The organism is Maribellus mangrovi, assembly GCF_037646455.1.
Lineage (GTDB): Bacteria > Bacteroidota > Bacteroidia > Bacteroidales > Prolixibacteraceae > Draconibacterium > Draconibacterium mangrovi_A.
This window is the reverse complement of record NZ_JBBIXN010000004.1, coordinates 351,210-378,136: the sequence shown is the minus strand read 5'-3', so window position 1 is coordinate 378,136 and position 26,927 is coordinate 351,210. Positions and strand designations below refer to the sequence as shown.

Below are 26,927 nucleotides of genomic sequence, written 5' to 3'. Positions count from 1 at the left end.
TCCATTCACAATGTCCAGATTTTGGGTGCTGATTTTTAGTATTATTTTAAGCTGGAGCAGTTATGCTCAAATTTTGCAAGTTGAATCGCACACTCTGGCAGGATCGAACCAACAACTTCCATTTTGGCTGTGGGCCAACCAACTTGGCCGCTATGACCGCACCAACAACTTTATTCAACATTTTGGATTAAGTGGCCAATACCAATCGAATATTAAAGATTCGGACTTTGCATATGAATTGAGGAGCAATCTGGATTTACTTTTGGGTAAAAACAGTTCCATCCGATTTACAGAATGGTATGGTCGACTTGACTGGAGAATTTTTGAGTTAAATGCCGGTGCATTTGCTGAAAATGAAAAATATAACGGACTTTCAGCCTCAAATGGCAATTTGGCTGATACAAGAAATGCACGTCCACACCCCAAAATCAGATTGGGTTTTAATCGTTTTGTGCCTATAGGCGTAAAATGGTTCTCCATTTATGGATTCTATGAGGAGGGAATGTTAAATGATGATCGATATGTCAGTGACACTCACCTTCATCGTAAAGCATTTTACTTCAGATTTGGTACTCTCGATAACTTTAATTTTACGGGTGGCCTGGAGCATTATGTAATGTGGGGAGGAAACCATCCAACTTATGGAGAATTGCCCAGCTGGGAATCGTATTTCGATTATATTCTCAGTAGAAGTGGCGGAAGTAATGCCTTACCTACAGATCAGGCCAATATTATGGGTAACCAGTTTGGTACTTACCAGGTGGAAATTAGCAAGCAGTGGAATCAATACAGAAGTAAGTTTTACATTAGCCATCCCTACGACGACCGATCCGGACTGGAACTGGAAAATTATCAGGATAATTTGTACGGTATTTTTATTGAAGTAAAACATAAATATCCACTCATTAAAAGCATTCTGCTGGAGTATTACTATACGAAAAACCAGAGCGGTCCTTTCCATCTCGTCCCACAGGGCGATGGCACCGATTCGGGACGGGGAAGAGATAATTATTTCAACCATGGAATTTACCAATCAGGTGTCAGCTACCAGAAATATGGAATGGTAAGTCCGTTCTTCTCACCTGTTATCATACATAATGATATTAGTATGGGCTTTGAAAGCACGCGTTTTTCGGGATTTCATGCAGGCTTAAACGGTTATATTTCAGAATCGTGGCATTGGAAAGCTATGTTAAGCGATATACGCCATTTTGGACAATATGATAAATACGGAGAAGATACTTTTCAACCTGCGAAAAAGCAACTGTCCGGACAACTCAGTTTGACCTGGGAACCACCTCATATGCCTATAACTGCTGGCATTACTTTTGCGGCCGACAGAAATAAATTATTTGAGAAAGCAAATATGTTTGGTGCTCTGCTTCAATTCTCTTGGAGGATTGTCCAAAATGAGGGTTAGGTTGAATAATGTTTGGCCGTCGATTACAGCCGGAACTCTGATTCCATTCTGATCAGCATTTTCTGACCCGTTTAAAATTGAACTCCACAATTGCAGGCAAAAAAAGCCCTCCGTCAACCGACGGAAGGCTCAATATTTTAAATTTGCAATTTTAGCAGATTACATCGCTGCTTTACATGCTTCGATCAGCTTTTGTGCATTGGCGTTTGAAGCATCAAGCTTTGCAGCTGTCTCCAGTACTTCAAGTGCTGCAGCAAATTCTTTTTTTGCTTTTGCCACTTCAGCGGTATAGGCATCATCCGCAGTTGACATTGCACCTTCGTTTACCTTTGTATTTGCGGCATTGATAATATCAACACCCGCCTTGTACAAACGGTTTCCTTCTTTTACATAAGCATTAGCCAGTTCTTCTACCAGCAAGGCTTTATTATCCTCGCAAACTTTTACATCATCAACGCTTGTTTTACCTTCGGAAGCAAGTTGTTCAGCGACCTTTTTTAAGGAAGCACTTTTGTACTTCGCCGATTTCTCTACATCGAAATTAAACTCCTTTTCTGCCATTCTAAAACACATGGCTGCAGTTAAGAAATCATCGGCTTTATAGCTTATAATGCCCTCGTTGTAAAAACTTTTACCTGCCAGTTCGGTAACACCTGCATCAGGATAATCCTGTGCTGCAGCTTTATAAAGTTCCACAGCTTTTTGATATTCCTTATTATCCAGGGCTGTTTTTGCTTCGTCCTTAGCAACAACCGGCTTTAACTGATCAAGAACTTTAGTAATCGTTTCTACATCCTGTCCATGGTCTGGGATAGCCAGAGCCGCTTCAAATAATTCCACAGCCTTTGCATAATCCTTTGCTTCGATGGCTGCATTTCCTTTGGTTACCAGTTCACTTGCGTTTTGATCCTGTGCATAAGAAAATACAGCAAAACAAACTGCGACTACTAACAATACTACTTTCTTCATTTTTTTCGGTTTCTTTATTATAAATACAATTAAAATTTTTCCATTTTTTATCGACGAGCCTCAAAAATAACAATTCTCTTTTAAAAACCTAAAAAGCTGTCAGATAGAAAATTGACCGATTTAACATTTCTGTTTCCCATTATCTTTTAATATTCTGATCAAAAAACGGCTAAGAACGGAATAATTATTTCACAAGGCTCTAAGGATTAAACATATCGGGGTTCCAGAAGTTCAAAATATTTTTTATCAGATGAAGGTTGTTTTTTGCCTCAGTATGCTCAGGATCCAATTCTAAAACTTTGTTAAAGGCATTTATAGCCTCCCCCCAGTGCTGAAATTTTTGCTCGATTTTGCCTTTTAGCAGAAAATATTCCGCCGTATTTTCGGGTTCAAGTTTTTGAAAAGCAAGTTCAGCTTCACGGGCTTTCCCGGTATCGAGTAAATGCCGTACCGCAGCTATTTCTTTATTCTGATTCATGAAAAATAATAGAATACAGTTCAAAAATTGCCTAACGATTTTATTGTTTTGGCCAGTTGGATGGCACAGTTATATAGTAATCGCTTTGAGTTTTTCATGGCCAACTCCAGTTCCATCGGTCCGTTAACGAGTGTGTAGATTCCATCGAACACATCCGATGCATCTTGTTCCACCTTTCCCCCAATTGCAATAACCGGCTTATTAAATTGTTTTGCCGCCTTTGCCACAGCAAATGGTGCTTTGTTGTTTAAGGTCTGGCTGTCGATTTTACCTTCACCGGTGATGACCACATCGGTCCATTGAACCTGCTCACTAAAACCAAGCTGATCCAGAACAAAGTCGGCACCTGGAACAATTTCCGCATCAAAAAAAGCGACAAGCGGTAATGAGATCCCTCCTGCTGCTCCCATGCCTGAGATGTTCCTCAACTCCATTCCCGATCTATCTTCAAGCAGATTGGCCCAGTTTTTCAATCCAGCTTCCAGCTTTATCACCCCATCAGTACTTGCGCCCTTTTGAGGACCAAAGACAGCAGCTGCTCCTTTTTTACCCAACAACGAATTATCCACATCGCAAATAATATTGATTTTTACACTTTGCCGAATATCCTTTTTTTCAATTGACTTAATTTTGGCCAGGTTTACACCGTTACCTTTCAATTTGGAATTTTCCCGATCAAAAAAACGAAACCCAAGGGCTTCCATCATCCCCATTCCACCATCGACAGTGGCACTGCCACCGATGGCCAGAAAGATTTCGTTACACCCTTTATCAATAGCGTCAAGTATCAGTTGACCGGTCCCAAAAGAGCTTGCGATCATTGGATCTAACTCATCAGTCGAAACCAGTTTCATTCCCGATGCGTCGGCCATTTCAATTATTGCTTTTTTCCCGGAAATAGCGTATTTCGATGTTACCATTTTCCCTAATGGACCGACCACTTCAATACTGACTTCTTTTGCATTTAGATTTTTAGCCAGAACCTGTCCAGTAAAATCACCACCATCGGCTACGGGTAGCTTTCTAAGCTCAAAATCTTTGGAAACCGAAAGAAATGCTTCTTCCACAATATCTGCAAAATCAAAAGCATCGAGGCTTCCCTTCATCGAATTTGGTGCTATCAGTACTTTCATTAAAAACTATTAAAATGATTTATTTGTCTCCACGGGTAACCGCGGTTACGCCTTTAACGGTTTGAAGTCGCTGTATTAAAAAATCGAGGTGCTCGATATCGTTAACAAAGATCTGCATCCTCCCCTCAAAATGTCCTTTGTCCGATTCAATATTGATCGAACGCATATGACTACCAATATCTTTTGAAATGATATGAGAAATTTCGCTTACTATTCCGATCTCGTCGGTGCCGGATATATGTAGCGTTGTCAGGAATGACTTTCTGTTTGAGGTTTCCCGCCATTTTGCTTTAATCACCCGGTATGGGTAACGTTCTGTCATGTCTTTTGCATTCGGACAGTTTTCACGGTGTATTTTTATGCCCTGTTTTATTGTCACAAAACCAAATATCCGATCGCCAAAAACAGGATTACAACATTTTGCCAGGGTATAATTTAAATTCTTCAGGTTGTTATCAATCAGTAAAAAATCGTCGCTGCTGTCGTAACTAAAATCCTTGATTTCTTTTGTTGGAAGAAGTTCTTCGATGGTCTTTTTGGCTGTATCCTCCTCTTTAGCAACAAACAGGGCTTTTGCTTCCAGTAGATCGATTTTCCCTGTAGCGATATCGAAATAGAGATCGGCAGCCAGTTTATAATTAAAATGCTTTAGAATCTGGCGAATAGCATCGTCATTCAATTCCAGTTTCCAGTTTTTGAATTTCCGCAAGAGGGTTTCCCTGCCTTCTGCCGCCTGGGTATTTCGTTCTTCGTTTAAACTGGCTTTTACCCGGTTCCTGGCTTTCGATGTAACAGCAAAGTCCAGCCAGTCCATTTTTGGTTTCTGGTTGTTCGATGTTTCAATGGAGATCTGGTCGCCGTTTTTGAGTTTGTACTTCAGGTTCACCTTTTTCCCGTTTACAAGCCCGCCAACGCAGGTATCACCAAGCTTTGAATGTATTTCGTAAGCAAAATCGAGCATCGTGGCTCCATGTGGCAATTTCTTCAGATCGCCTCTTGGAGTAAAAACAAAAATTTCGTCGCTGTATACATTCGAACGAAAATGATCGATAAAATCCACCACGTTCATCTCCGGATTTTCCAGCACATCGCGAATTCCGGTCAGCCACTCATCAAAACCCGACGACTTTCCGCCTTTGTATTTCCAGTGCGCTGCTAAACCCTTTTCTGCAATTTCGTCCATTCGCTTTGTGCGGATCTGAATCTCGACCCATTTCTGGTGCGGCCCCATAACCGTGGTATGCAACGATTCGTAACCGTTTGATTTTGGAATGGTGATCCAGTCGCGCAAACGATTAGGATTGGTTTGGTACTCTTCGGTCACGATGGAATACACCATCCAGCAGTCGGTTTTCTCATCTTCAGGGCTCGAATCCAGAATAACACGAATCGCAAATAAGTCCATCACTTCATCAAAAGACACTTTCTTCTTTTGCATTTTAGTGTGAATGGATGAAATGGATTTGGTACGCGCTTTCATCGAAAACTCCAATCCTCGCTTTTTGAGTTTAGCCTCGATGGGTTTCACAAATTCAGCCACAAAATTGGCCCGCTCGTTTTCTGTTTCTTTTAAACGTGTTTCAATATAATTGTAGTCCTTTGGTTTCTGATACTTCAGATTCAGATCCAGCATTTCAGAGTTAATGTTGTACAACCCAAGCCGGTGTGCCAGCGGAGCATACAGGTAAATCGTTTCATTCAAAAGCTTTTTCCGCCGATCTTCTTCATACAAATCCAAGGTGCGCATCACCTGTAAGCGGTCGGCAATTTTAATCAGGATGACCCGCACATCGCCGGCCAATGCCAGCATTAGTTTTCGGTAGTTTTCGGCATGCAAGTCGATGGTATCGGTGCCCAAAGCATTGATTTTGGCCATACCTTCCAGAATTCCAAAAATGTGGGTACCAAAATGTTCGTTGATCTCATCGTGCGATGCTTTGTCCTTTAAATGCTCGTACCTTACATTGTGCAACAGACCGGTAATTACCGAATCAGGTTCCAACCCGATTTCCATGGCAATGATCGATGCCACATCAAGTGAATGGCCGAGAATAACTTCACCATGTGAGAACCTGTGCTCCCCAAGAATTTGAAAGGCAAACTCGAATGCATTGTCCAACTTTATTATGGATGCATCGTCCCAGGTGAGTTGACAAAACTCCTTTAGCTGCTCATAACGGGTGGATATTTCCTGTTGTAATTTCATAAATAAGGACTCTTATCATTCCGCTTCGTAAATGAAAGATTATTAATCATCTTCAGCGCCAATTAATTTTGAAGTTGTAAAATATACAAACAAAAAAGAGGCTACTAACACAGCAACCTCTTTTATCAAAATATTCTGTAATATTTTTATTCCGTTACTGTGTCGTCAACAAAGGTTCTGCCACGCATCTCACGATCCAGCATAAATATGCCGTTGCCCTGGCCATCAATGAGTTTCAGGTTATCGAGGATCTCTGTAACGTTTGCCTCTTCTTCTACCTGCTCATCAACAAACCACTGCAGGAAACTCTGTGTGGCATGATCTTTCACCTCGATGGCAATATCTACCAGATTATTAATAAGTTCGGTCACATGCTGTTCATGTTTCAATGTGGCTTCATAGATATCAATAATACCTTCCCACTCCACCGGCATTTGTTTAATGGCTTTTAATTCCGGTTTCTCACCGCGTTCTACCACGTAATTAAACAACTTGTTGGCGTGGGTCAATTCTTCCTGGTACTGAATGTACATCCAGTTGGCAAAACCGGGCAGTCCTTTATCATGAAACCAGGCCGACATGGATAAATATAAGAAGGCTGAATATTGTTCAGCATTTATTTGTTCATTAATGGCGTTTAACATTTTTTCTTTTAGCATGATCTTATGTTTTATGTTTCTGCCTTAAAAATAGCAAAAAGAGGGCAAACAGGGAAAAGCATCAGGCAATATTCCCGCAAAATTTCATAATCATTTTCAATGACACATTATTTTTTTTGATTAAGGTCGTGGAAATGAGGTCGTGAAATTGATCTAAAAATAAAAGTTGTTCATGTAAACAGATTTCACTCAGTAAGTAATATGATCATCTGTTTGGAATAACTCATTTTAAATCCACTATTTCATACCTGCAGGTCTTCTTTAACACTAAGTTTACAAAAACATTCGAACGTGTCGAAATAATATTCGAAATTGACCCAAAATGATAGTTTTCTTACCTTTGCGACCAGTAACCATTACCGATTTTATAATATCCAATAAAGCATGAAGAATATTAAATTCATTTCACCTGCCGAGGCAGTTAAAGTAGTTAAATCCAACGACAGGGTACATCTTCATAGTGTGGCCGCAACGCCGCACCCACTTATTAAAGCTCTTGTTGAACGCGGAAAAAACAAAGAATTCAGAAACGTACGCATCCAGCACATCCACACCGAAGGTCCGGCTCCATATGCCGATCAGGAACTGGAAGGAATTTTTCAGCTGGAATCGTTTTTTGTAGGGCATAATGTGCGTAAGCAAACACAGGCCGGTTATGCTGATTACATTCCGGTTTTCCTCCAGGAAACGCAACGTTTGATTCGCGAAGGTTATTTGAAAGTGAATGTGGCCATGATCCAGGTTTCACCTCCCGATAAACATGGTTATGTTTCTTTGGGAACATCGGTTGATGCCACACTGGCTGCCGTTGAAAATGCCGATACAACGATTGCTATTGTTAACCCGAATGTGCCGCGTGCATTTGGCGATGCCATGATCCATATCAACGACATTGATCTTTTCGTAGAAGATGACAGTGAACTGATTGCTGCCGAACCGGGCCCCATTTCGGAAACCGACCGCAAAATTGGTCGTTACGTAGCCGAACTGGTGGAAGACGGAGCAACACTGCAAATGGGTATCGGTGCTATCCCAAATGCAGTACTCAGCATGTTGGGTAACCACAAAGACCTTGGTGTTCACTCCGAAATGTTCGCCGACGGTATTTTGCCGCTGGTAGATAAAGGTGTGGTGAATGGAAGAAACAAAAAAATCGACAAAGGTAAAATGGTAGCCACTTTCCTGATGGGCTCGAAAAATCTTTACGATTATATCCACGATAATCCAGGAGTAGCCATGCAGGATGTAAGGTATACCAACCGTGTTTCGATTATTGCCAAAAACCCAAAGGTAACCGCCATTAACTCAGCGCTGCAGGTTGATATTACCGGACAGGTTTGTGCCGATTCAATTGGTACAACGCACTATTCCGGTGTAGGTGGTCAGATCGACTTCCTTCGTGGTGCATCATTAAGTAAAGGCGGGAAGCCAATTTTGGCCATGCCTTCGGTAACCAATAAAGGAATCAGCAAAATTGCGCCAATTTTAACTCCCGGTGCCGGTGTTGTTAGCACACGTGCCAATATTCACTGGGTAGTTACCGAATTTGGTGCAGTTAATTTATACGGAAGAACACTTCAGGATCGGGCAAAACTGCTCATCTCGATTGCTCACCCCGACCATCAGGAAAATCTGGATAAAAACGCTTTCGAAAGATTCGGTCCGCACTTCCATTTTGTATGGGACCAGGACTAACAAAGATATAGAAAAGCAGGCAGATGTCTGCTTTTTTTTTATGAAGAAAATCATGCTTTTGACCGGCATACAAAACAAATATTAAGGATATCTGAAATTCGGGATTCATTTGATCAGATTTTCCTGACAATTTGAATCCGGCATGGTAGAAGCCGTAACTTTATAGCTATAAATTTTTGACTATTAACATTTTATAAACATTCTAAATAAGATGAACATTTCACATATAGAACACATTGGAATTGCCGTTAACAGTTTAGACGAAGCCATTCCATACTACGAGAACATGTTGGGACTTAAATGCTACGCCATTGAGGAAGTAGCAGACCAAAAAGTAAAAACCGCTTTTTTTAAGGTAGGCGACACCAAAATCGAATTACTGGAGTCGACCGATCCGGAGGGACCTATCGGTAAATTCATTGAGAAAAAAGGACCGGGCGTACACCACCTGGCTTTTGCTGTCGACGACGTCAACAAATCGTTGGGAGAACTGGAAGAAAAAGGAGTTCGCCTGATCGACAAAGCATCGCGCAAAGGCGCTGAAGGCCTGAACATCGGTTTCCTTCACCCAAAATCAACCCTGGGTGTGTTGACCGAGCTGTGCGGCAAATAAGAACAGAAAACCAAAAACAACCGATTTTTTATATGAGTAACCAGGATAAAATTAAGAAACTGATTGACCTCCGTGCAGAAGCAAAATTAGGCGGAGGCATCAAACGCATTGAATCCCAGCATAAGAAAGGGAAATTCACTGCCCGCGAACGTATTGAACTGCTGCTTGACGAAGGCAGCTTCGAAGAGTTCGACATGTTTGTAACGCACCGCTGCTCTAACTTTGGTATCGAGAAAACCAAGTTTCTGGGCGACGGCGTTGTTACCGGCCACGGAACCATCGACGGTCGCGTGGTGTATGTATTCTCGCAGGATTTTACGGTATTTGGAGGTTCGCTTTCAGAAACCTTTGCACAGAAGATCTGCAAAGTAATGGATATGGCCATGAAAGTGGGAGCACCGGTGATCGGGATCAACGATTCAGGTGGTGCCCGCATCCAGGAAGGTGTTAACTCGCTGGCCGGTTATGCCGAAATTTTCGAGCGTAACATTTTGGCTTCAGGCGTAATACCTCAGATCTCTGCCATATTCGGGCCTTGTGCCGGCGGTGCTGTTTATTCACCTGCACTTACCGACTTTATCATGATGACCGAGCAAAATTCCTACATGTTTGTTACCGGACCGAAAGTTGTAAAAACGGTAACCGGCGAAGACATTTCGGTAGAAGACCTTGGAGGCGGTAAAGTACACGCTTCAAAATCGGGTGTGGCGCAGTTTCTTGTTGAAAACGAAAAAGAAGGTCTGATGATCCTTCGTAAACTTATCTCTTACCTGCCGCAGAATAACCTCGAGGATCCTGTTGTCACTGAGAATACCGATCCGATCGATCGTTTAGATGATGACCTGAACGAAATCATTCCCGAGAATCCGAACCAGCCTTACGATGTAAAAGATGTTATTCATACCATTGTTGACTATGGCGAATTCCTGGAAATTCACCGCAACTATGCAAAGAACATTATTGTAGGTTTTGCTAAGTTCGACGGGCAACCGGTTGGTTTGGTTGCCAACCAGCCAAATTACCTGGCAGGAGTACTTGATATTAATGCCTCGATAAAAGCAGCACGATTTGTACGTTTCTGCGATTCATTCAATATTCCAATCATTACATTGGTTGATGTTCCCGGATTCCTGCCCGGGAGTAAGCAGGAATACGGCGGTATTATTACCCACGGTGCAAAACTGATGTTTGCCTATGGTGAAGCCACGATTCCAAAGATCACGATTACCCTGCGTAAATCGTACGGAGGAGCACACGATGTGATGTCGAGCAAGCAATTACGCGGTGACCTGAACTACGCCTGGCCAAGTGCCGAGATTGCAGTGATGGGAGCGGCCGGTGCTGTTGAAGTGCTTCACGGACGTAAACTTCGCGACATTGAAGACGCCGAAGAACGTGCCAAATTCCTGGCAGAACACGAAGAAGAATACAACGAGAAATTTGCCAATCCATACATGGCGGCATCTTTTGGTTACATCGACGACGTAATTGAACCACGCAACACCAGGTTCCGTATTATCCGCGGGCTGCAAAGTCTGGCCACCAAAAAGCTGGTAAATCCGCCGAAGAAACATTCGAACATCCCATTATAAGAAATCACTATGGAAGCATTATTTATCTTGCTGGCTAATTCAGTCGAATTTGGGATGACGGTGGCGATTGTAGGATTCCTGATCGTGTTTTTTTCGCTTACAATTTTGGTTATTGTGTTTACGAGGCTGCCTAAAATCATTAAAAGGCTGGTTCATAAACGCGACAAAACCAAACGGAGAAGAAGCCGAAAACAGGAGGATCCTGCCGAAGACGACTATGATATTGAGGGGAACGTAACAGCCGCTTTAAGCCTTGCGCTTCATCTGTATTTTAACGAATTGCACGATGAAGAAAGCAATGTAGTAACCATTAAAAAGGTTAAAAAGGCTTATTCGCCCTGGAGTTCGAAGATATACAGTGTCAATCAAAACTGGCCCAAATAAAAATAGATGTTGCCGCTTGATTTTCCTTTAGTGTTTGGAAACAACACATCACCGTTTTAAAATCCGAACAATCTAAATATCAGGGAGAAAACGCAGTTGCAACATATTAATTGATGAATAAAAACGCAAAAAATGAAAAAATATAAATTCACAATCAGGGGTAACGATTACGACGTTCATTTAAAAGATATTGAAGACAATATTGCTGAACTGGATGTAAACGGCACCATTTACGAAGTGGAAATCAAAAGTGAGATCAAAGCTTCGAAAACTCCAAAACTGATCCGGAAACCGGTAGAGAAAATGCCCGGTGAAGGACAGATCAGGAAAGCGGTATCGACCGGTACCCATAAGGTTACAGCTCCGCTGCCCGGAACCATTCTGAAAATAAATGTAACAGTTGGCGATGTGGTTACCGAAGGACAAAACCTGATGGTTATGGAAGCCATGAAAATGGAAAACCAGGTACAAACTACAAAAGCCGGCGAAGTTACTGCCATAAAAGTAAATGTTGGCGACAGTGTTTTACAGGACGATGTATTAATCGAAATCGGCTAACCTTAACCGCGTTATGATGAGAAAATTATTTCAACTACTACTGCTGCTGATTTTCGCGAGCCAGGTGGTCTTTGCTGCCGACGGGGCTCAGGAGATCAAGGAGCAACTTACTTCGGGGAAGTGGATCGACTATTCTGACGGATACGTCCCGGTTCCTACCTACAAGGCCGATGAAGCAACAGAGAAAGCTCCAAAAACCGTTAAGCGCTTTAAAACGCTTTCATTTGAAGAGAACGGCACTTTTATTCTCGATTCGGCCAAGCAACGCTACACCGGTCATTATCTTCTTGATGGGAACAAGATCAATATGGAGTTTAACAAGGTCCAGGTTACACAATTAAGAACCAATACCGATCCGAATAAACAAAGCGGATACGACATTAAAACTCCAATGGTCAAATTACCAAACCGAACGCTTCAGCTTTCGCAGGAAGAGCTGAGGGGTGACGGAGCGGTCTATAAAAATTACAACGGAGCGATTGCCGGATTATTTAACTTTTACGAGTTTTCGGGCTTTGCCAATGTTTCGTGGGGAAACATCATTATGATGTTTGTTGGTTTTGTGTTCATCTTCCTGGCCATACGATACGACTTTGAACCGATGTTGCTGATTCCTATTGGTTTTGGTATTCTTATCGGGAATATTCCCATGTTCCAGGTGGCCGATTTCAACCTGAAGCTCGGTGTTTACGAACCGGGATCGGTAATGAATATTTTATACCAGGGCGTGGTTCAGGGATGGTATCCACCACTTATTTTCCTGGGTATCGGTGCCATGACCGACTTTTCATCCTTAATCTCGAATCCAAAACTGATGCTTCTGGGAGCTGCTGCCCAAATCGGTATTTTCCTGACCTTCCTCGGAGCTATTTTCCTTGGATTTGCACCACCCGAAGCCGGTGCGATTGGAATTATCGGGGGAGCTGATGGTCCGACGGCAATCTTTATTTCTTCGAAACTGGCTAACGGAATGAATGTGCTGGCCGACGGGACCACGGTTAAAAACCTGATCGGGCCAATCGCTATTGCAGCCTATTCGTATATGGCTTTGGTACCTGTAATTCAACCACCGGTCATTAAACTGATGACAACACGAAAAGAACGCCTGATTCGAATGAAACCACCGCGTGCGGTATCGAAACTGGAAAAGGTGCTCTTCCCTATTGTTGGTCTGATTTTAACCGCATACATTGCGCCATCGGCATTGCCGCTTATTGGTATGTTATTCTTTGGTAACCTGCTGAAAGAATCGGGTGTGACCAAACGTTTGGCCAATACAGCTGCAAATCCTTTAATCGATGTAATTACCATTCTGCTGGGGATCACGGTGGGTGCTTCAACACAGGCCGATGTATTCCTGACACCGGCTTCTATCAAGATCTTTGCCCTAGGTGCCGGCTCGTTTGTAATTGCTACTGCGGGAGGAGTTGCCGGAGCTAAGATCATGAACCTGTTCCTGAAAAAGGAAAATAAAATAAACCCGATGATCGGCGCCAGCGGAGTTTCTGCGGTTCCCGACAGTGCCAGGGTCGTTCAAACTATGGGAGTGAAAGAAGATCCTACCAACCACTTACTGATGCACGCCATGGCACCAAACGTTGCCGGCGTTATCGGTTCGGCAGTTGCTGCGGGTATTTTATTGAGTTTCCTGATGTAAGTTACATTGGCTATATTAAAAAAAGGATTTCAGAAGTCATGTGACGGCTGAAATCCTTTTTTTTGTGTGCCACTAATTCACCTTAGTTCAAAGCCGGCAATGTTACAAACGGCAGATCACCTCCCGCCTGCACTGTTGAACTTCCGTACACACGAATGGTTGATTTGATAAAATCTTCTTCGTCAGCCTTGTAAATATTGTCGACATATTTCTGTGGATTCCGGTCGATATACGGAAACCAGGTACTGTGGATCTGGATCATAATGCGATGTCCTTGTTTGAAAGTGTGCAGAATGTCCTGCAACGGCACGGTAACATGGCTTGGAACACCCGGTTCAAAGGGCTCGGGATGTTCGTAACTGTTTCTGAACCGACCACGGAAAACCTCGTGACGCACCAACTGCTGGTAACCGCCCATTCTGATGTTTTCCGGATTGTGTTCATAATCTTCATGATCATTGGGGTAAACATCGATCAGTTTTACAATAAAATCGGCATCTGTCCCGGTCATCGAAACCACAAGGTCGGCAAGAATTTCTCCGGCGATAGTCACATCCTTATCAAGCGTATCGGTTTTAAAGGTCAGTACATCAGGGCGGCGCGAAGCCTGACGCTGATCGTCGGTGATAAAATTTCGCGGAGTAAAAGTTAATCCCTCGGTAGTGGAGCGGTAAGGAACCGGCTTTGCAGGATCACTGATGTAGTCGAATGAAACATCCGGATCAACCGGCTGATCCATCAGTAATTTTCCATCCTCGCGAAAAGTAAACGTAATGGGTTTTACATTTTTGGGAGGCCATTCGTCGTATTTTTCCCACTGTTTGAGGCCGGTATCAAAAACATAAGCTTCCGGCAGGTTCATTTCCCCTTCATCTTTCAAATAATAATCGAAAAATACTTTCTCCATATTTTTCTGAAAGAACGTTGAGATGCTGTCGCCGAAGTAAATGTGATTCACCGTTTGCTTCCCGCGTTCGCGCGCCCAGCCACCGTGTGTCCACGGTCCCATAACAATGGTACTTTTCGCCGACGGATCGTTGTGTTCAATGGTTTTATGAATACTCAGCGGACCGTAAAGATCTTCGGCATCGTACCAACCGCCAACAACCATTACCGCAGGTTTAATATCTTTTAAATGAGGCAGCAGATTACGCTTTTGCCAGAATTCATCGTAATTGGGATGTTCGACCACTTGCTGCCAGAAAAAGTTATCGTAATGGTATTTATCGGTGGCATTTTTCAGCGGTCCCAATTCCAGGTTAAAGTCATAGCCATCAACGACGCGTTGACCGAAGAAACGCATCATCTCTTCACCAAACCATGTCCTTTTTGTCAGCGAATCTTTCTGATAGCCAAAGACTGCAAAAGCCGGCAGATAACTCTGCAGAAAAGCTCCGTGGTGATGAAAATCGTCGAAAAAGAAATCGGCAATCGGAGCCTGCGGAGAAACCGCTTTTAGCGCCGGATGAGCATCTGGCAAAGATGCTGCGCTGTAAAATCCGGGATAGGAAATGCCATATATCCCTACCCTGCCGTTATTGTTTTTGATGTTTTTAACCAACCAATCAACCGTGTCATAAGTATCCGAACTTTCATCGATATCTTTTTTGTTCTTTGGGTTATTACCCGAAATATTTGGCCGCATGTTATCAAAAGTTCCCTCCGACATGTAACGTCCGCGAACATCCTGATAAACCAGAATATAACCGGCCTCGATCAGATAAGGATTAGGTGTTCGGAGCTTAAAATCATTAAAACCCTGCACGTTGTAACAGGTGCGGTTCATCAGCATCGGATAGCTTTTCGAAGCATCTTTTGGCGTGTATACGATGGTGTACAATTTAACTCCGTCACGCATTTCAATAAAATATTCCGACTTATCGTAATTCGAGACAACATACAGGGAATCAGCTTTTTGGGCGAAACTGTTAAACGCCATAAACAGCGCCGCCACGGCGACAAAGAATTTCAGTTTTTTCATAAAAGATGTAATAATTAAAATTTTAAACAGCACAGTTTAAACAAACAAAAAACCGCCCGGTTTAAACCGGGCGGTACCAAATATAACTGAAATATAACAAATTAGTGTCGTATCATATCTGAAATGTAGCTTCGTTATTCCGTCCCGATTACTATCGGGCTGTGATCCGTGTATCAGCTTTAAATGCTGAATTGAAAAAATCAATAATGTCGATAAAACAAGGTGGCAAATTAATGATTAGGTCTGTTGGTTTCGGCGCAAAATACCTTCCGATGCTGATCGGAGCCGCAATTTGCGCCGATTTACGTGTTAATTCTTTACCCGGGGCCTTGCCCCGGGCTATTAAGCTTTGGCCCCTTCAGGGCTATGAAAAATTCGGATTATGCACCGGCCTCCGCAAGCGCAACCTTGAAGTGTTTCTCTGACCTTCAAGGTTTAAAACAAGATCTCCACCGATGGCGCGTCCCGATTACACTCGGGATATGATGCAATTCTCCACCGCTGGCGCTTCCTTATAGCTATCGGGGAATTTCGGAATCTTTTATAAAAAGGAAGATGCTGAAATAAATTCAGCATGACGACCAGGCGAAGTACGTTTGACACAACACTAGTCGTTGTATACCTGATTTTCCTGTTCTTCCACCCGAATAAAAGTGGTGCGTTTGGTAAGTTCTTTAAGCTTCGAGGCCCCAACATAAGTACATGTACTTCTCACACCGCCAAGTATATCAAGCACGGTTTCATCAACCGGACCACGATAAGGCACCCGAACTGTTTTTCCTTCGCTGGCCCGGTAATTGGCCACTCCACCAACGTGCTTATCCATTGCCGTTGCAGAGCTCATTCCGTAAAATTCCCGGTATTTTTTCCCGTTCTTATCAATCAGTTCGCCTCCGCTTTCGTTATGGCCTGCAAACATTCCGCCGAGCATTACAAAATCGGCACCGCCGCCAAATGCTTTAGAAACATCGCCGGGAGTAGTGCAACCGCCATCACTTATAATCTGGCCACCCAATCCGTGAGCTGCATCGGCACATTCTACAACAGCCGATAACTGCGGATAACCAACGCCCGTTTTAATACGTGTAGTACACACCGAGCCGGGCCCGATACCCACCTTCACAATGTCGGCACCGGCCAGCAACAATTCCTCCACCATTTCTCCGGTGACCACATTACCGGCCATAATCACAATCTCGGGATGGCGTTCGCGTGTAGCATTTACATAATGCACAAAATGCTCGGAATAACCATTGGCCACATCAATGCATAAAAATTTTAACTGAGGATGTCGCTTAAAAAGTTCATCCACCTTTTTCGAATCGTTCTCACCCGTTCCCGTGCTCACGGCAATGCTGTCAACGATTTCTTCCGGTGCATTTTGCAAAAATCCCTCCCATTGTTCCAATGAATAATGCTTGTGAATGGCTGTAAACAGTTGGTGTTTCTGAAGCGCCAGTGCCATTTCAAATGTTCCGACGGTATCCATATTCGCTGCCATAACCGGAATACCGGTCCAAGTTTTACCAGTGTGCATAAAGGTAAAAGTACGCTCCATACTCACCATCGACCGGCTTTTTAAAGTCGATCGTTTCGGTCTGAACATCACATCTTTAAATCCCAGCTTTACATCGTATTCTATTCTCATTTCGTATATGCTTTAATTTTTTCCAGCCTTAAATGTACAATCTTTCGGACTTTTATCAAGCAATCTTTAAGTCAAAGCTGCTTCTCGCTAATTTGAACAAATAGCGAATAAAATCCTTTTATTTTGCAGTAAATACGAAGTAAAAAGAAAGTTGAACAATAAGAAATTGTTAGTATGAGAATTCTGGTAGTTGGAGGAAACAGCGGAACAATTGGCAAAACTGTCGCTGCCCGATTGAGCAAAAAACACGAAGTTATAACGGCCGGCAGAAATGGTGGCGATGTCAGGATGGATATGGAAAGTTCCGAATCGATAAAAAAGATGTTCGAGGAAATTGGGAAGCTCGATGCAATAGTAAACTGTGCCGGAGCCACCAAATGGGGACCGTTTGCAGAACTGTCTGAAGAGGACTTTTACGTTGGATTGAAAGGAAAATTAATGGGACAGGTCAACCTTGTACGAATTGGCAGAAACTATTTAAACAAAGGTGGGTCAATCACGCTCACAACGGGTATTTTGGCCGACGATCCGGTTAAAGGAGCCACCAACTCGGCCATGGCAAATGGCGCCATTCACGGTTTTGTAAAGGCCGTTTCGCAGGAGCATATCAATGAATTCAGACTTAATGTTGTTTCTCCGGGACTGGTTGAAGATTCGGCAGAACGACTTGGCGATGCTTTCCCGGGACATATTCCTGTACCGATGGACAAAGTAGCTGCGGCATACGTCAGAAGTGTTGAAGGATTGCGCACGGGAGAAATAATTCGGATTTATTAGTAGTAAGCTTCAAACGGTATAATATTCACCTTGCGACTCTCAGACGAAACTCAGAGTCACCAGGTGATTCAATACTTAAAGCAAATCTCCATAAAGATCATAATCCTCGGCGCCGGTAACTTTCACCATAACCAGCTCGCCTTTGTCGAGTTTCCTTGTTTTTGCGATCAGTACTTCACCATCCACTTCAGGTGAATCAAATTCAGTACGCCCCACAAAAAAATCGCCTTCTTCACGATCAATGATCACCTTAAACTCCTTCCCTATTTTTTGCTGATTGAGTTCGGCCGAAATGTACTGCTGAATTTCCATGATCTCGTCGGCACGCTCCTGTTTGGTTTCCTGATCAAGGCGGTCTTTATATTTTTGAGCCGCATAAGTTCCGTCTTCTTCAGAGTAGGGGAAAACACCCAATCGGCCAAACTTCTGCTCCTCAATAAAAGCTTTCAGTTCTTCAAAATCTTCCTCAGTTTCGCCCGGAAAACCTACCAACATTGTGGTCCGAATTACAACACAGGGAACTTCCTCACGGATTTTGGTCAGCAGTGCCTCCGTTTCTTCACGGGTAACATGACGCAACATATTTTTTAAAACCGGATTAGCAATGTGTTGCAGTGGCATGTCGAGGTAGTTGCACACTTTCGGATTTTCGCGCATCACAGGCAATATGTCCATAGGGAATTTGGTAGGATACAAATAGTGCAGCCTGATCCATTCTATTCCGTCGACTTCCGAAACCTTTTCGATCAACTCGGCCAATCGGTTTTTCCCATAAATATCAATGCCATAATACGACAGATCCTGAGCAATAAGCAGCAATTCTTTCACTCCCTTTTTAGCCAGGTAGCGGGCTTCCATCACCAGACTTTCGATAGTACGTGATTTATGGCGTCCCGTCATTTTAGGAATGGCGCAAAATGAACACGAACGGTTGCAGCCTTCCGAGATTTTCAGGTAGGCAAAATGCGAAGGAGTGGTAATCTTTCGCTCGTAAATGTATTCGGGATGGTAAGCCACTTTCAACTCTTCTACCATCGCCTTCATATCGAATTTACCAAAGTAACGATCCACCTCCGGCAGTTCATCCTCGAGTTCGTGCTGATACCTTTCCGACAAACAGCCCATTACATACAATTTGTCTATCTGTCCGCGTTTTTTGGCCTCGGCATAATCCAGGATCATATCTATTGATTCCTGCTTGGCATCGTGAATAAAACCACAGGTATTGATAAATACCGCATCAAAATCGGTTTCATTCGAATCGTGCATCACTTCAAACTTTCCCTTCTCCAGCTGGCTCAGTAAAACCTCGGAATCAACCAGGTTTTTCGAACAGCCCATCGTCACTACATTTACCCTCTTCTTGCTCATTTATAAAAGTTTGGTGCAAAGTAAAGATAAATTTGTCTGAAATCAGAAGGTATTGACAGCGAAGTAATGCCCCTGGCATTTACTTTCTCACATCAAAACAAATCAATATTTCATGTTTTAAAACAATTATTTATTGTTTTTTATTATATATTTATTGTTTTTCAATAATTATTCTATTTCTTTGTATCAACAATTAATAATTACTACCATGAAAAATAAAGGAAAAACCCAAACAGAGCATGTGCTCATCTTTATGAAAGTTATAGCATGGATAGCCTTTTTCAGTTTTGCTGTAAAAGCAGGAGTTTTAATGTTTTCCTATTTTTCAAGTTTATGGAATCCGGAGAGCGCAAAAAATATTCACGAAGGGCTCAACCTCTTTCAGTTAAGACAGGAAAATTTCACACTATATTCCGTTCTGATGACTACTCAGTTTATCATGTCCATCTTAAAGGCAGTCGTATGGTGGATGGTGGTTAAACTCATTAATAAAATAAAAATATCAAATCCTTTTACACCAATAGTTGCCTATAAACTGGCAAAGATTAGTTACTCCTTATTCGCCATCTGGATACTTGCAGTCACCGCCGGTGGATTTATAGCCTGGTTGGGTGATAAGGCCGGTAACCTGAATAATTCATGGGAACACGGACAATTTTTGTTTATGGCCTGTCTGGTTTTTATTATTTACCAGATTTTCAGGCGAGGTATTGAATTACAATCCGAAAACGAATTAACAGTGTAAGCCATGCCTATAATTGTAAATCTCGATGTAATGATGGCCCGACGGAAGATGTCTTTAAACGAACTATCTGAGAAAGTTAACATCACACTGGCCAACCTTTCAATACTAAAAACAGGCAAAGCCAAAGCCGTTCGGTTTAGCACGCTCGAAGCCATTTGCGAAGCGCTGGATTGCCAGCCGGGTGATATTCTGGAATATTCTGAAGAATAATAAGGATGTGATCTTTGGAGAGTTGATTTTCCTATTCAAAACAATACTTTTTGCATTGAAATTAGTTTTTAGTTAAACTTTATCTAAAAATTGAATGTTCGGATTGTTTTAGCAATGATTTGCTAATTTTAAACCAAACTAAAAATATGCAAATACTAATTGCCCACAGTCATCTTAATCCCGGTGGAGTAACACGGATCATCGAATCGCAGATCGACAGCCTTAAAAATATACCGGTAAAAGTGCTGGTTGGCGTCTGCCCCTATCCGGAAAGCATTACTTCGCGGGGAGCCGAACTGGTCATTATTGAGGAGCTAAATTACCTGGAACGCAAACATTACACAGACGACGAAGCACAGGAACTGCTCGACCGAGTTCAGGAAAAAATCAGGGTGCATCTGACAAAGGATACAGTTTTGCATTTTCATAACCTGAACCTGGGAAAAAACCCGGTGGTGACCTTTGCCGTGTACCAACTTGCCAAAGAAGGAGTCCGGGTATTTAACCACGCACACGATTTTGCCGAAGACCGCCCCAGTAATTATACATTTCTGGAAGATATTATCGGCAATAATTTCTCACACGATTTAACTGAGGTACTGTATCCCGACTTACCAAATTATCAGTTTGGCGTGCTGAATTCATTCGATCTGGAAAGGTTGCAGTCGTTAGGAGTTGATGCTGACCGAATTGAATGGCTGCCTAATCCGGTGACTTTTTCAGGTACCATCGAAAATCCGGATAATGAAACCTTAAAAAAGACGATTTGTAAGGAACTTGATATCAGCGATGAAAAGCTGTTGATCACCTATCCAGTTCGTGTCATCCAGCGAAAAAACATTGGTGAATTCATTCTTTTATCAGCGCTTTTCAACCACATTACCAGTTTTGTAGTTACTCAGCCGCCACAAAATCCGGTGGAAAAAGAAATGTACCGGCAGTGGGTAAAATTCTGCGATGAGCATGAAATTGATGTGATCTTTGAAGCGGGCAATAAAGTAGATTTTGAACAATTACTGTGTGCGACTGATTTTTGCATCACTACAAGTTACCGCGAAGGATTTGGCATGGTTTACCTCGAACCCTGGTTGCTGAATACTCCGGTTGTTGGCCGTGATATTGATTATATCACCAAAGATTTTAAAAACGATGGATTTACATTTCCGACGCTTTATTATAAAATAAATATCCCCGGTATTAAGATCGATTTCAAAGACCTGAACATGAAAATGCAAATGGAAGTGATCTGCGACCTGAAATCGGGAAAAATAGAAAAACAGAAGATTTTTGAACAAAATCCCATTCTCAAAACTTTGTTTAAAAAGGTTGCCGATCAGGTAATCGAACAAAATAAGAATATCATTACTAGCAACTACTCTTTACAAGGATATGGAAGTAAACTTCAGAACCGATATAAAAAGCTGGTTGGATAAGCTGGAAAAGCTCGAGCCTCTGCCCACCACTTTCTGTCCCAACTTAAAAACCGATTCCCCCGATCCGATAAAAGCCGTGATTTTTGATATCTACGGCACGCTCCTGATTTCAGCATCAGGAGACATCGACCAGGCTTCTTTGTCGTCAAAGAATATTAAAACAGCTATGGAAGCCGGCGGTTTTGATCTCGGCAATTGCCATCCATCTACCTGTTCGTTTTTGCTGGAGCAGCTGCAGATTAAAATTAAAGAGCAACATGAAGCCCTAAAAAAACAGGGACATCCCTACCCCGATGTCGATATTTTTAAAGTGTGGACCGAGATGTTCCGCGCAGCCGAAGAAAAAGGGCTAATAAAACTGAACGGGACAGAATCGTGGACCGACACCATTATCGTTTTCGAGCTCCTAAGCAACCGGGTTTATCCGATGCCGGGCATGAAAGAAATCCTACTTTGGATAAAAGAAAAAGGCCTGCCGATGGGCATTGTTTCCAATGCACAATTTTATACGCCCGTTATTATGAATTATTTTCTGAACGGTACTTTTTCGACAAAACAGGAAATCGATTTGTTTGAAGAAAATTTGACAGTATTTTCATTTCAGGTACTTAGGGCAAAACCCGATACTACCCTTTTCGAGAAGTTTCTTCCCACGCTAAAAAGTAAATACGGGATCGAACCAAACGAAGCGATTTTTGTAGGAAACGACATGCTAAAAGACATTGTTACCGCAAAAAAATCGGGTCTACGAACTGTTCTGTTTGCCGGCGACGAGCGCTCACTTCGCCTGCGGGAAGATGATGAACGCGTACGGCGCTTCTTCCCCGATTTTATTATTAACGACTTAGCACAACTAAAAGATATTTTAAAATGAAACTCAGCGAACTCAGAATAGGGATCATCCACTCATTAATTGGTAAGAACGACGGTGTTTCAATCGTGATTGACCAAACCGTTGAAGCCATGTCGGAACACCTGGACATTAACATTGGTAACTTTTTCTTTCTGGCGGCTCACTCATCGCCACGTTTTAATGCCCAAACCAACGATGTGTTCTGGCACAAAAGCGAAGCTCATAAACACATCTTAAACAATTTCAATAATCCCGATACCGAAGGATTGGATGAATTGATTCATGAGAATGCGCTGTACGCCAAAAAAGTAATCCAGGAATGGGTAGACGAAAACGATATTGATCTGATCATCGCTCACAACACCTCGCATCCCTACAATTTTGTAACCGCAGTAGGACTGGGCTATTACATAGAAGAATTGCGTGCCGAAGGAATCATCTGGCCCAAACTAATGGTGTGGTGGCACGATTCTTATTTCGAGCGCTCCATTTTTGCCACCCCAAATGAAGTGATTCAAAAATACCTGAAGTACTTGCCGGGAGTAACTTATGTGAACTCAATCGCATTTATCAATAAGCAACAAATCGAATTGGGCAAACGGCTTTTTGAGCAGCACAACAGCAGCAAGTTGGAGAAATTTTTCAAGCTTCGGACCACTGTGGTTCCAAATACCTGTGAAATTCCATGGGAATGGGAACACCTGAATCCGGATTCTGAAGAATTGCTCTGCCCGCCGCAGGACAATTATAACGATTCGTTTTTAAAAGATATTGGTCTCGAGAAACAAGTAAAAAGTAAAGGATTCTCGGTTGATGACACCGTAATTTTGCTGCAACACACCCGTGTTGTTCCGCGGAAAAAGATCGAACTGGCCATTGATCTGGCATTCAAACTGGATAAGAAATTTACGAAAAACGGGAAACGGAAATGTATCGCACTAATTATTAGCGGACATTCGGGAGACGAACAAAACCAGTACCTGAATAATTTGTACCTCTATTATACCGAACTCTGTAAAAAGAATACCGACAGTAATGTGGTGCTAATCTTTGGAGAAAACAACATCTTATCACATCGCGATATTATAGTGGATAAGAAATTCTATTGCTTTGCCGAGATACCATCTATAGTAGCTGCTCACGGTGGAATCGGAACGTATTTCAGCGACGTAGAAGGTTTTGGCAACAACCTGCTCGAAATGATTTCATTTGCTGTTCCCGCCGTCATTAACAAATATGATATTTACAAGGACGAAATCGAAAAATTTGGTTTTGATCTCCCCTCGATTGAAACCGGTGAACCGGTTAGTGACGAACTGGTTGATGCTGCCTATATGCTGTTAACTAATATTCCCTACCGGAATAAAGTGGTGAAACACAACCTGAAAGTATTGAAAGAAAATCTTGACCATAAAATTATTGCTGAAAAACTTGAGCCAATTATAAAAAGCATGTACATGCGAGAACTGTAAGAAAATAGCCTTGTTTATTAACATTTAGATATTTTTTAGCTCATTTTTTAGATTTTATCCGAAACGACAAAAGGATTAGTTATATTTAGAGACGCATCAACATTATACTAATTTTAACAGATTAAAGAGGAGAATTATTATGGGTGATTTTTATCAGAATGGATTTGTAGCCACTTTGCATAACCTGCGTGCCAGACCCTATGAAGAGCTGGAACAGAAGTTGGAAAAATTCAGCAAAAGGCGACCAATCGGACTGATTATCCCCTCCTTATACTCCGAACTTTCACGACATGCACTAAAAGATATTGTAAGTATATTAAAGGACATTCCTTACATCTCAGAAATTGTTATCGGGCTTGATCAGGCCGATGACTATCAGTATAAAAATGCGCTGGAATATTTTTCCGTGCTGCCACAGCATCACCGCGTGCTATGGAACGACGGACCGCGCATGACCGACCTAAAAAAGAAAATGGCCTCGAAGGGAATTGACACATCAGTTCCGGGAAAAGGACGAAATGTTTGGTTCAGCTTTGGGTACATGATCTCAACCGCCAAATCGGAAGCCATTGCGCTCCACGACGCCGATATTACCACTTACAACCGCGAAATGCTGGCACGCCTGATCTATCCGGTTGCCGATCCGTCTTTTAACTTTAAATATTGTAAAGGATATTATTTCCGCACCGATGAAGACAAGATGCATGGCCGTGCTGTTCGTCTGCTAGTAACTCCCTTGTTAAGAACACTGAAAAAGCTACTGGGACATCATACTTACCTCGAATACCTCGACAGTTTTCGTTATCCGCTGGCCGGTGAGTTTTCGATGCGTGCCGACATTATAAAAACCATTCGTATTCCTTACGACTGGGGACTTGAAATCGGGATTCTTTCGGAAGTAGAGCGCAACAATGCCCTCAACCGGGTGTGCCAGGTTGAAATTGCCGACCGCTACGATCATAAACACCAGTCGCTTTCGGTAGAAGATGCCGAACGCGGGCTTTCGAAAATGAGCCGGGATATTTCGCGCGCCATCTTTGCAAAACTGGCTTCCGACGGTGTTACGCTCAGTCCTGAGTTTTTCAGAACACTGAAAGCCACTTACTGGCGAATTGCACTCGAATTTGTTGAATTGTACAAAGCCGATGCATCGATGAACGGGTTGAGCTACGATTTCCATAAAGAGGAAGAAGTGATCGATCTTTTTGTAAAAAACGTCTATCAATCAGGAATCGATTTTCTGGTCAATCCAGATAATGTGCCCTTGATGCCCAGCTGGAAACGGGTACAAAGTGCCTTCCCCGGTATCCTGGAAGAGCTCAACCAGATTGTAGAGGACGACAATAACATCATTTAAAACCTTCATAAATATGGCCAATCCCGAATCTTTCAGAAAAAATATTGAAAGCCGACTCCGCTGTATCTATCAGCGGGATTATTCGGATAAAGTATTAAATGATCTTGTCGGCGTTCTGGACAAATATGACATAAAAAAGAGTCGTTCAGCAAAGTGGGATGAGAAAGATGTGGTGTTGATCACTTATGGCGACAGCATCAAAACGACCACCGAGCAACCGCTAAAAACCCTACATACTTTTCTGAATGAACAGCTCAAAGAACAGTTGACCGTTGTGCATATCCTACCGTTTTTCCCCTTTAGCAGCGACGATGGCTTTTCGGTGATCGATTTCAGGGAGGTTAATCCGGAATTGGGCGACTGGGACGATATTACCCAACTGAATAAGGATTTTGATTTGATGGCCGATCTGGTGATCAATCACGCATCAAGTAAAAGTGAATGGTTCAAAAACTTTTTGAAACAGGAAGGAACCGGCAAGGAATACTTCATCTGTGAAGATCCGAATAAAGACTTGTCGCAAGTTACCCGCCCGAGAAGTACGCCGCTTCTTACACCCTACAAAACTGCCGATGGAATAAAACACGTTTGGACTACATTTAGCGCCGATCAGGTTGATTTGAATTTTTCCAATCCGGCTTTGCTGGTTGAAATGATGGATGTTCTTTTGGATTACATTTCGAAAGGTTCCCGGATCATCCGGCTCGATGCCATTGCATTTCTTTGGAAAAAAGCAGGAACAACCTGTCTGCACCTGCCGGAAACCCATGAAGTTGTAAAACTAATGCGCGATGTTGCGGAGTACATCGATCCTTCTGTGGTTATTCTTACCGAAACCAATGTACCGAACAAAGAAAACCTGAGTTATTTTGGCGATGACGATGAAGCGCACATGGTTTACCAGTTTAGTTTGCCTCCCTTGCTTTTACATGCTCTGCATACCGGAAATTCAACTTATTTAAATACCTGGGCAAAAAGTTTACCTCAGCTTAAAGGAGATAAAACGTTTTTCAATTTCACGGCTTCGCACGATGGAATTGGTGTTCGCCCGCTCGAAGGACTTTTACCCGACAATGAAAAGACAACGCTGGTGAAGAACATGCAAAAATTTGGTGGAAAAGTGAATTACAAATCGAATCCCGACGGAAGCACCAGCCCGTACGAACTGAACATTACCTATTTTGACGCCTTAAAAGGCACCGACAAAGGCCAAGACGATTTGCACGTTAAACGTTTTCTGGCTTCGCAAACTGTTATGATGAGTTTTGCAGGTGTTCCGGCATTTTACATTCACAGTCTCACTGCTACTCCAAATTATCACGAAGGTGTACAACAAACCGGACACAACCGGACTATTAATCGGCGAAAATGGAACCTGAACGAACTCACAGAGATTCTGAGTTCGGATACTTCGCAGAAAACGGTATTTAATGAATTAAAGCGATTGATCTTTATCCGCAAAAAACAATCGGCTTTTCATCCCAATGCCGGTCAGGAAATTCTGGAATTGGACAAAGGAATATTCGGTTTGATACGAAGTTCAGAAACACAAACCATCGTTGTAATTTGCAACTTAACAGCTGAAAACAGAACAGTAAATTTCAGTCATGAACTGAACGATTTGAGTTATAACTTGATATCCGGGACCAGTAGCAGCAAAAAGCAGTTGACTCCCTATCAGTGTCTGTGGCTAACAGGAGCAGCGATCTAAAACCG

General features: G+C 42.5%; 23 protein-coding genes. 15 read left to right on the top strand and 8 right to left on the bottom strand.

Annotated features, from left to right (window positions below):
• Positions 1-10: 10 nt before the first annotated feature.
• On the top strand, positions 11-1,420 hold the full coding sequence (locus WFY05_RS17060; RefSeq protein ID WP_340114120.1) for a capsule assembly Wzi family protein: 1,410 nt from the start codon (positions 11-13) through the stop codon (positions 1,418-1,420).
• A gap of 159 nt (positions 1,421-1,579) precedes the next feature.
• Here the strand turns inward: WFY05_RS17060 and WFY05_RS17055 are convergent, their stop codons facing one another.
• From WFY05_RS17055 to WFY05_RS17035, 5 genes are all read right to left on the bottom strand, one after another.
• Positions 1,580-2,389 (bottom strand): hypothetical protein, encoded by an 810-nt coding sequence (locus WFY05_RS17055; RefSeq protein ID WP_340114119.1) that lies wholly within the window; start codon positions 2,387-2,389, stop codon positions 1,580-1,582.
• A 199-nt stretch (positions 2,390-2,588) separates the two neighbouring features.
• Entirely contained in the window at positions 2,589-2,867 is a 279-nt protein-coding gene (locus tag WFY05_RS17050; protein WP_340114118.1) for a hypothetical protein, read from the bottom strand.
• A gap of 20 nt (positions 2,868-2,887) precedes the next feature.
• On the bottom strand, positions 2,888-4,000 hold the full coding sequence (locus tag WFY05_RS17045; RefSeq protein ID WP_340114117.1) for a glycerate kinase: 1,113 nt from the start codon (positions 3,998-4,000) through the stop codon (positions 2,888-2,890).
• 19 nt (positions 4,001-4,019) lie between these two features.
• A complete protein-coding gene (locus tag WFY05_RS17040; RefSeq protein WP_340114116.1) occupies positions 4,020-6,206 on the bottom strand; it encodes a RelA/SpoT family protein in 2,187 nt (728 codons plus the stop codon).
• Between the two features lie 146 nt (positions 6,207-6,352).
• The gene (locus WFY05_RS17035; protein WP_340114115.1) at positions 6,353-6,865 is read right to left on the bottom strand and encodes a ferritin; all 513 of its coding nucleotides are present in this window, start codon (positions 6,863-6,865) and stop codon (positions 6,353-6,355) included.
• A 384-nt stretch (positions 6,866-7,249) separates the two neighbouring features.
• On the opposite strand from WFY05_RS17035, the gene WFY05_RS17030 reads away from it, so the two are divergent.
• The 6 genes from WFY05_RS17030 (at position 7,250) to WFY05_RS17005 (ending at position 13,364) form a co-directional block, all read left to right on the top strand.
• Positions 7,250-8,560: an acetyl-CoA hydrolase/transferase family protein gene (locus tag WFY05_RS17030; RefSeq protein ID WP_340114114.1), complete on the top strand. Its 1,311-nt coding sequence runs from the start codon at positions 7,250-7,252 to the stop codon at positions 8,558-8,560.
• A gap of 211 nt (positions 8,561-8,771) precedes the next feature.
• The gene (mce, locus tag WFY05_RS17025) at positions 8,772-9,173 is read left to right on the top strand and encodes a methylmalonyl-CoA epimerase (protein ID WP_340114113.1); all 402 of its coding nucleotides are present in this window, start codon (positions 8,772-8,774) and stop codon (positions 9,171-9,173) included.
• A 32-nt stretch (positions 9,174-9,205) separates the two neighbouring features.
• Positions 9,206-10,765: an acyl-CoA carboxylase subunit beta gene (locus WFY05_RS17020; RefSeq protein WP_340114112.1), complete on the top strand. Its 1,560-nt coding sequence runs from the start codon at positions 9,206-9,208 to the stop codon at positions 10,763-10,765.
• Positions 10,766-10,774: 9 nt separating this feature from the next.
• On the top strand, positions 10,775-11,149 hold the full coding sequence (locus tag WFY05_RS17015; protein ID WP_340114111.1) for an OadG family protein: 375 nt from the start codon (positions 10,775-10,777) through the stop codon (positions 11,147-11,149).
• Positions 11,150-11,281: 132 nt separating this feature from the next.
• On the top strand, positions 11,282-11,707 hold the full coding sequence (locus WFY05_RS17010; RefSeq protein ID WP_340114110.1) for a biotin/lipoyl-containing protein: 426 nt from the start codon (positions 11,282-11,284) through the stop codon (positions 11,705-11,707).
• 16 nt (positions 11,708-11,723) lie between these two features.
• On the top strand, positions 11,724-13,364 hold the full coding sequence (locus tag WFY05_RS17005; protein WP_340114109.1) for a sodium ion-translocating decarboxylase subunit beta: 1,641 nt from the start codon (positions 11,724-11,726) through the stop codon (positions 13,362-13,364).
• Positions 13,365-13,446: 82 nt separating this feature from the next.
• Here WFY05_RS17005 and WFY05_RS17000 read toward each other — a convergent pair whose 3' ends face one another.
• Positions 13,447-15,345, bottom strand: coding sequence for a CocE/NonD family hydrolase (locus WFY05_RS17000; RefSeq protein ID WP_340114108.1), 1,899 nt, complete (start codon positions 15,343-15,345; stop codon positions 13,447-13,449).
• Between the two features lie 607 nt (positions 15,346-15,952).
• Entirely contained in the window at positions 15,953-16,993 is a 1,041-nt protein-coding gene (locus WFY05_RS16995) for a GMP reductase (RefSeq protein WP_340114107.1), read from the bottom strand.
• Between the two features lie 174 nt (positions 16,994-17,167).
• Between WFY05_RS16995 and WFY05_RS16990 the strand changes: the two genes are divergently transcribed.
• The gene (locus WFY05_RS16990) at positions 17,168-17,770 is read left to right on the top strand and encodes a short chain dehydrogenase (RefSeq protein ID WP_340114106.1); all 603 of its coding nucleotides are present in this window, start codon (positions 17,168-17,170) and stop codon (positions 17,768-17,770) included.
• A gap of 75 nt (positions 17,771-17,845) precedes the next feature.
• Here the strand turns inward: WFY05_RS16990 and rimO are convergent, their stop codons facing one another.
• Positions 17,846-19,141, bottom strand: a complete 1,296-nt coding sequence (gene rimO / locus WFY05_RS16985; RefSeq protein WP_340114105.1) for a 30S ribosomal protein S12 methylthiotransferase RimO — start codon at positions 19,139-19,141, stop codon at positions 17,846-17,848.
• Between the two features lie 208 nt (positions 19,142-19,349).
• Between rimO and WFY05_RS16980 the strand changes: the two genes are divergently transcribed.
• The 7 genes from WFY05_RS16980 to WFY05_RS16950 all read left to right on the top strand — a co-directional run bounded on the left by WFY05_RS16980 (position 19,350) and on the right by WFY05_RS16950 (position 26,922).
• Complete coding sequence (locus tag WFY05_RS16980) at positions 19,350-19,886, top strand: DUF2975 domain-containing protein (RefSeq protein WP_340114104.1); 537 nt, start codon at positions 19,350-19,352, stop codon at positions 19,884-19,886.
• A gap of 3 nt (positions 19,887-19,889) precedes the next feature.
• Positions 19,890-20,096 (top strand): helix-turn-helix domain-containing protein, encoded by a 207-nt coding sequence (locus WFY05_RS16975; protein WP_340114103.1) that lies wholly within the window; start codon positions 19,890-19,892, stop codon positions 20,094-20,096.
• Positions 20,097-20,242: 146 nt separating this feature from the next.
• Positions 20,243-21,529, top strand: coding sequence for a glycosyltransferase family protein (locus WFY05_RS16970; protein ID WP_340114102.1), 1,287 nt, complete (start codon positions 20,243-20,245; stop codon positions 21,527-21,529).
• Positions 21,486-22,403, top strand: coding sequence for an HAD family hydrolase (locus WFY05_RS16965; RefSeq protein ID WP_340114101.1), 918 nt, complete (start codon positions 21,486-21,488; stop codon positions 22,401-22,403). The genes WFY05_RS16970 and WFY05_RS16965 overlap by 44 nt, the downstream gene beginning before the upstream one ends.
• On the top strand, positions 22,400-23,854 hold the full coding sequence (locus tag WFY05_RS16960; RefSeq protein WP_340114100.1) for a glycosyltransferase family protein: 1,455 nt from the start codon (positions 22,400-22,402) through the stop codon (positions 23,852-23,854). The genes WFY05_RS16965 and WFY05_RS16960 overlap by 4 nt, the downstream gene beginning before the upstream one ends.
• Positions 23,855-23,993: 139 nt before the next feature.
• Entirely contained in the window at positions 23,994-25,211 is a 1,218-nt protein-coding gene (locus WFY05_RS16955; RefSeq protein WP_340114099.1) for a glycosyltransferase family protein, read from the top strand.
• Positions 25,212-25,224: 13 nt separating this feature from the next.
• Positions 25,225-26,922, top strand: coding sequence for a sugar phosphorylase (locus tag WFY05_RS16950; RefSeq protein WP_340114098.1), 1,698 nt, complete (start codon positions 25,225-25,227; stop codon positions 26,920-26,922).
• Positions 26,923-26,927 lie beyond the last annotated feature (5 nt).

What these genes read in the sequence shown, in the direction of transcription:
- WFY05_RS17060 (WP_340114120.1), top strand. Translation starts at nt 11, where the DNA reads ATGTCCAGATTTTGGGTGCTGATTTTTAGTATTATTTTAAGCTGGAGC.
- WFY05_RS17055 (WP_340114119.1), bottom strand. Translation starts at nt 2,389, where the DNA reads ATGAAGAAAGTAGTATTGTTAGTAGTCGCAGTTTGTTTTGCTGTATTT.
- WFY05_RS17050 (WP_340114118.1), bottom strand. Translation starts at nt 2,867, where the DNA reads ATGAATCAGAATAAAGAAATAGCTGCGGTACGGCATTTACTCGATACC.
- WFY05_RS17045 (WP_340114117.1), bottom strand. Translation starts at nt 4,000, where the DNA reads ATGAAAGTACTGATAGCACCAAATTCGATGAAGGGAAGCCTCGATGCT.
- WFY05_RS17040 (WP_340114116.1), bottom strand. Translation starts at nt 6,206, where the DNA reads ATGAAATTACAACAGGAAATATCCACCCGTTATGAGCAGCTAAAGGAG.
- WFY05_RS17035 (WP_340114115.1), bottom strand. Translation starts at nt 6,865, where the DNA reads ATGCTAAAAGAAAAAATGTTAAACGCCATTAATGAACAAATAAATGCT.
- WFY05_RS17030 (WP_340114114.1), top strand. Translation starts at nt 7,250, where the DNA reads ATGAAGAATATTAAATTCATTTCACCTGCCGAGGCAGTTAAAGTAGTT.
- mce (WP_340114113.1), top strand. Translation starts at nt 8,772, where the DNA reads ATGAACATTTCACATATAGAACACATTGGAATTGCCGTTAACAGTTTA.
- WFY05_RS17020 (WP_340114112.1), top strand. Translation starts at nt 9,206, where the DNA reads ATGAGTAACCAGGATAAAATTAAGAAACTGATTGACCTCCGTGCAGAA.
- WFY05_RS17015 (WP_340114111.1), top strand. Translation starts at nt 10,775, where the DNA reads ATGGAAGCATTATTTATCTTGCTGGCTAATTCAGTCGAATTTGGGATG.
- WFY05_RS17010 (WP_340114110.1), top strand. Translation starts at nt 11,282, where the DNA reads ATGAAAAAATATAAATTCACAATCAGGGGTAACGATTACGACGTTCAT.
- WFY05_RS17005 (WP_340114109.1), top strand. Translation starts at nt 11,724, where the DNA reads ATGAGAAAATTATTTCAACTACTACTGCTGCTGATTTTCGCGAGCCAG.
- WFY05_RS17000 (WP_340114108.1), bottom strand. Translation starts at nt 15,345, where the DNA reads ATGAAAAAACTGAAATTCTTTGTCGCCGTGGCGGCGCTGTTTATGGCG.
- WFY05_RS16995 (WP_340114107.1), bottom strand. Translation starts at nt 16,993, where the DNA reads ATGAGAATAGAATACGATGTAAAGCTGGGATTTAAAGATGTGATGTTC.
- WFY05_RS16990 (WP_340114106.1), top strand. Translation starts at nt 17,168, where the DNA reads ATGAGAATTCTGGTAGTTGGAGGAAACAGCGGAACAATTGGCAAAACT.
- rimO (WP_340114105.1), bottom strand. Translation starts at nt 19,141, where the DNA reads ATGAGCAAGAAGAGGGTAAATGTAGTGACGATGGGCTGTTCGAAAAAC.
- WFY05_RS16980 (WP_340114104.1), top strand. Translation starts at nt 19,350, where the DNA reads ATGAAAAATAAAGGAAAAACCCAAACAGAGCATGTGCTCATCTTTATG.
- WFY05_RS16975 (WP_340114103.1), top strand. Translation starts at nt 19,890, where the DNA reads ATGCCTATAATTGTAAATCTCGATGTAATGATGGCCCGACGGAAGATG.
- WFY05_RS16970 (WP_340114102.1), top strand. Translation starts at nt 20,243, where the DNA reads ATGCAAATACTAATTGCCCACAGTCATCTTAATCCCGGTGGAGTAACA.
- WFY05_RS16965 (WP_340114101.1), top strand. Translation starts at nt 21,486, where the DNA reads ATGGAAGTAAACTTCAGAACCGATATAAAAAGCTGGTTGGATAAGCTG.
- WFY05_RS16960 (WP_340114100.1), top strand. Translation starts at nt 22,400, where the DNA reads ATGAAACTCAGCGAACTCAGAATAGGGATCATCCACTCATTAATTGGT.
- WFY05_RS16955 (WP_340114099.1), top strand. Translation starts at nt 23,994, where the DNA reads ATGGGTGATTTTTATCAGAATGGATTTGTAGCCACTTTGCATAACCTG.
- WFY05_RS16950 (WP_340114098.1), top strand. Translation starts at nt 25,225, where the DNA reads ATGGCCAATCCCGAATCTTTCAGAAAAAATATTGAAAGCCGACTCCGC.